The sequence below is a fragment of the Pseudomonas sp. Sample_9 genome (assembly GCF_004307535.1).
GTDB lineage: Bacteria > Pseudomonadota > Gammaproteobacteria > Pseudomonadales > Pseudomonadaceae > Aquipseudomonas > Aquipseudomonas mercuritolerans.
On record NZ_RAZO01000189.1, the window covers coordinates 1 to 4,584 of the forward strand.

Sequence of the window (4,584 nt, forward strand, 5' to 3'; positions counted from 1 at the left end):
GTGGGAGCGAGCCTGCTCGCGAAGGCAGCGGCGCGGTTTGCGCGTCGTAGGTAACGGGCGCGCCAATTTGGCGACGGATGCTATGCACTGGTTTTAGGCTTTTTCCGGATTTGTTCGCAAATCAGCGGACATAAAAAAAACCCCGCTGAATCAGCGGGGTTCTTTTATCAGGCCGGCTGAGCCTGCAGGCTCACCGGTCGCAGCGGCAGCAACGGCGCGTGCGGATCAGCTTTCACCGAAGCGCGCCAGGCGTCCAGCCACTCGGCGTGACCTTCGGCCCAGACCTGCTCATGCAGACGTGCCAGTGCTACAGGGTCGCTGAGCAGTTGCAGGCGATCATGGTTGTTCAGCCCGGCCGGGCCGACCTTGATGGCGTGACGCACACGTTCCTGACGCAGCCACTCGATCGGCTCGGCCTGGCCGTGACGCGAGGTCGCCAGCGAGCACGCCAGGGCGTTCTGCTGTGGATCGACCACGGCGCGGACGAAGCCGTCGTTGAGGGCGTGATAACGGTTCTCGTGGGTGTACTGATCGGTTGCCAGCAGCGCCTGTGGCGGATTGTATTCCTCAGGGATGAGGAACAGGCTCTCGTCACGGGTCTTCAGACCAAGGCCGACACGGCTGGAGATCACCGATACCGGGATCGACAGCATCAGCGAACCGACGATCGGCACCAGCCACCAGAGGAAGCTCGGGTTCAGCCAGATCACCAGCAGCGCCCACAAGAAGCCCAGCAAAGTCTGCGGACCGTGGCGCTTGACCGCTTCGCTCCACGGCGTCGAGTCGTCGTCACGCTGCGGCGAGTTCCAGGTCGCGGCCCAGCCGAGGAACGCGGCGAGGACGAAGCGGGTGTGGAAAATCATCCGCACCGGCGCCAGCAGCATGGAGAACAGCATCTCCAGCAGCATCGACAGGGTCACCTTGAACTTGCCGCCGAACTCTTTCGCGCCCTTGGCCCAGATCAGGATGATGCTCAACAGCTTCGGCAGGAACAGCAGCACGATGGTCGTCGAGAACAGCGCGATGGCCTTGTCCGGGTGCCATTGCGGCCACAGCGGATAGAGCTGGCGTGGTTCGAGGAAGTACTGCGGCTCCATCAACGTGTTCACCGCCAGCAGCGCGGTCGACAACACCAGGAAGAAGAACCACAACGGCGCCGACAGGTAAGACATCACGCCAGTGAGGAACACCGCGCGGTGCACCGGGTGCATGCCTTTGACCAGGAACAGGCGGAAGTTCATCAGGTTGCCGTGGCACCAGCGACGGTCACGCTTGAGCTCGTCGAGCAGGTTCGGCGGCAACTCTTCGTAACTGCCCGGCAGGTCGTAGGCAATCCACACGCCCCAGCCGGCACGGCGCATCAGCGCAGCTTCGACGAAGTCGTGGGACAGGATCGCACCGGAGAACGCGCCTTTGCCCGGCAACGGCGCCAGGGCGCAGTGGTCGATGAACGGCTTCATGCGGATGATCGCGTTGTGACCCCAGTAGTGGGATTCACCCAACTGCCAGAAGTGCAGACCGGCGGTAAACAGCGGGCCGTACACGCGGGTCGCAAACTGCTGCATCCGCGCATACAGGGTGTCCATGCCCGACGCACGTGGCGCGGTCTGGATGATCCCGGCGTCCGGCGTGGCTTCCATCAGGCGCACCAGACTGGTCAGGCACTCGCCGCTCATCACCGAGTCGGCGTCGAGCACGACCATGTACTTGTAGTCACCACCCCAACGACGGCAGAAGTCGTCGAGGTTGCCGCTCTTGCGTTTCACACGACGGCGACGACGGCGATAGAAGATCTTGCCGAAGCCCTTGGCCTCGCGGCAGACATCCAGCCAGGCCTGTTGCTCGGCGACGCAGATATCGGTGTCGTTACTGTCGCTGAGGACAAAAAAGTCGAAGCGATCCAGATCACCGGTGGCCGCTACCGATTCGAACGTCGCACGCAGACCGGCGAATACACGCGGTACGTCTTCGTTGCAGATCGGCATCACCAGCGCAGTACGCGCATCTTTGGGAATCGGCTCGTTACCGGCGCTTTTCCCGGAGATACGGTATTTATCGTGGCCGGTGAGCAGCTCGAGGAAGCCCATCAGCGCGGTCCAGAAGCCGGCCGAGACCCAGCAGAACAGAATCCCGAACAGAATCAGGATGCTGGTTTGCAGCGCGTACGGCAGCACTTGCGTGGCGGTTTGCAGCAGCGGCTGATGCAGGACTTCATCGAGATCGACGAACGACCAGCCCTGGTACGGCATGATGCCTTTCATGTACCAGCCGGCGACGATGGTCTGGCCGAGCATCAGCAGCAACAGGATGTAGCGGCGGATCGAACCGACGGTGCGCCAGCGGGCGGCCGGCAGGACGTTGGCGTCCTTCGGCGGTTGCGGCGGGTTGGTGCGCCCGGTCAGACGGCGCCAGCCACGCACCAGGATATTGGTGCGCCATGGCTCCGGCACGACCTTGGTGCGGCGGATCGGTGGAGTGGCCTTGAGGCTGACCCGACCACTGGCGTCGAGCACCAGCATTTCCGCTTCGGCCAGTTCTTCGGCAGTGCTCAGGGTCAGACGCTTGCCCACCGAAGCCTGGGCGGCTTCGGCAGGGGCGTCGAATGTCGAGGACGACAGGCGTTCATGCAGCTCGCTGAACGACTGGCAACCCGCGAGTTCCGCGCGTTGCTCGTCGGTCATCGGCAGATGCGCCAGATACTCGGACAGAGTCTCTGGCTGTACTGGTGAATTACTCATCGGCAGGCAACTGATAGCTCCAGGTCTCGGTCAGGACTTCTTCAGTCGGCGCCGATTCCGGTGTGGCTGGGGCCGCGTCGGCAGCGACTGGCTGCTTGGCGTCTTTGTTGGCCTTGTCCTTGGCGTCGGCTGCAGGCTTGGCTTCAGCCTGTTTGGCTTCGGCGGCCTTGGCTTCCTTGTCGAGTTTTTCCTGTTGCTTGGCGGCAACCTTGTCGGCCTTGGCGACCGACGAATTGGACGCCGGCACCGATTTGCCCAGATCTGCGGTGACCACTGGCTGAACCAGGGCGGCGCGCATCTCGGTCGCTTTGCTCGGGTCCTTGATCTTCATCCGCAGGGTCAAGCGCCAGCCCTTGGTTTCCGGGTTGTAGCGCACGCTGTTTTCGACCAGTTCGGCGTTGTCGCCGACGCTGACCTGACTGCGCACGTCGGCATCCGGCGTCAGGGCCGCCAGCGACGGGCCTTCGAAGTCGACCAGATAGGCCACGCTGCCATCGGGCTGACGGATCAGGTTCGATTGCTTGACGTCACCGGTCGAACGCAGGGTCTGTGCCACCCAGGCACTGTCCGGCGCGTGGAGTGCTGCTTCGTCCATGGTCCAGTGCATGCGGTAGGCGAAGTCCAGCGGCTGGCCTGGCTCCGGCATTTTTTCCGGGCTCCAGAACGCAACGATGTTGTCGTTGGTTTCGTCAGCGGTCGGAATCTCTACCAGATCGACAGTGCCCTTGCCCCACTCGCCCTTCGGCTCGATCCAGGCGCTTGGGCGCTTGTCGTAGCGGTCGTCGAGGTCTTCGTAGTGGCTGAAGTCACGGCCACGCTGCAGCAGACCGAAACCACGCGGGTTCTCGACGCTGAAGTTGCTCACAGCCAGGTGTTTCGGGTTGTTCAGTGGACGCCAGATCCACTCGCCGTTGCCGGCATGGATCGACAGACCGCTGGAGTCGTGCAGTTCACGACGGTAGTTGAGTACTTTCGACGGCTGGTTGGCGCCGAACAGGAACATGCTGGTCAGCGGCGCGATACCCAGTTTGCCGACCTTGTCACGCAGGAACATCTGCGCCTTGACGTCGACGATGGTGTCGCTGCCCGGACGCAGGATCAGGCGGTAGGCACCAGTGGCACGCGGCGAGTCGAGCAGAGCGAAGATCACCAGGTGCTTGTCGCCCGGCTTGGGCTGCTGAATCCAGAACTCGCGGAAACGCGGGAACTCTTCACCCGACGGCAGCGCAGTATCGATCGCCAGACCACGGGCCGACAGACCGTAGGTGTGGCCCTTGCCGACGACGCGGAAGTAGCTCGCGCCGAGCATGGTCATGATCTCGTCTTGCTTGTCGGCCTTGTTGATCGGATACAGCACACGGAAACCGGCGTAGCCCAGTTGCTCGGTGGCTTTCGGATCGAATTTCAGATCGCCGAAATCGAAGCGGCTCGGATCGTATTTGATTTCCGAGACAGTGTTTGCGGTGATTTCGTTGATTTTCACCGGCGTATCGAAATGCATACCCTGGTGATAGAAGGAGAGTTTGAACGGCGTCTTCTGATCGGCCCACTCAGCCTTTTCGGTGAGGAAGCGGATCTTCTGGTAGTCCGCGAACTTCATTTCGCGGAATTCGTTCGGCAGGTTGCTGCGCGGGGCTTCGAACTTCTGCCCGGCCAGCTCTTTGGCCTTGGCCGATACGTCGTCAAGATTGAACGCCCAAAGCTGACCGGCGCTGAGCAGGCACAGGAGCGCCGAACCCGCTACCAGAGCACTTCGCATGCGTTTGGCAGACATTTTTGCTGCATTACAGGGACTAACAATCACGAGCAACCCTCGCCGAAAACAGATCAATAAACCAACGGCCAG

Annotated in this window: 2 protein-coding genes; both read right to left on the minus strand. The window is 62.1% G+C overall.

Annotation, left to right across the window (positions count from 1 at the left end; all coding sequences use genetic code 11):
* Positions 1–167 precede the first annotated feature (167 nt).
* Positions 168–2,738 carry a glucans biosynthesis glucosyltransferase MdoH gene (gene mdoH, locus D6877_RS10420; RefSeq protein ID WP_130910699.1) on the minus strand — a complete coding sequence of 857 codons (2,571 nt, stop codon included), beginning with the start codon at positions 2,736–2,738 and terminating at the stop codon, positions 168–170.
* Complete coding sequence (locus D6877_RS10425; RefSeq protein WP_160768503.1) at positions 2,731–4,512, minus strand: glucan biosynthesis protein G; 1,782 nt, start codon at positions 4,510–4,512, stop codon at positions 2,731–2,733. Before D6877_RS10425 ends, mdoH begins: the two co-directional genes overlap by 8 nt.
* Positions 4,513–4,584: the final 72 nt, after the last annotated feature.

Excerpts from the sequence above, each read along its gene's own strand:
- mdoH (WP_130910699.1), bottom strand. The coding sequence starts at position 2,738 with ATGAGTAATTCACCAGTACAGCCAGAGACTCTGTCCGAGTATCTGGCG.
- D6877_RS10425 (WP_160768503.1), bottom strand. The coding sequence starts at position 4,512 with ATGTCTGCCAAACGCATGCGAAGTGCTCTGGTAGCGGGTTCGGCGCTC.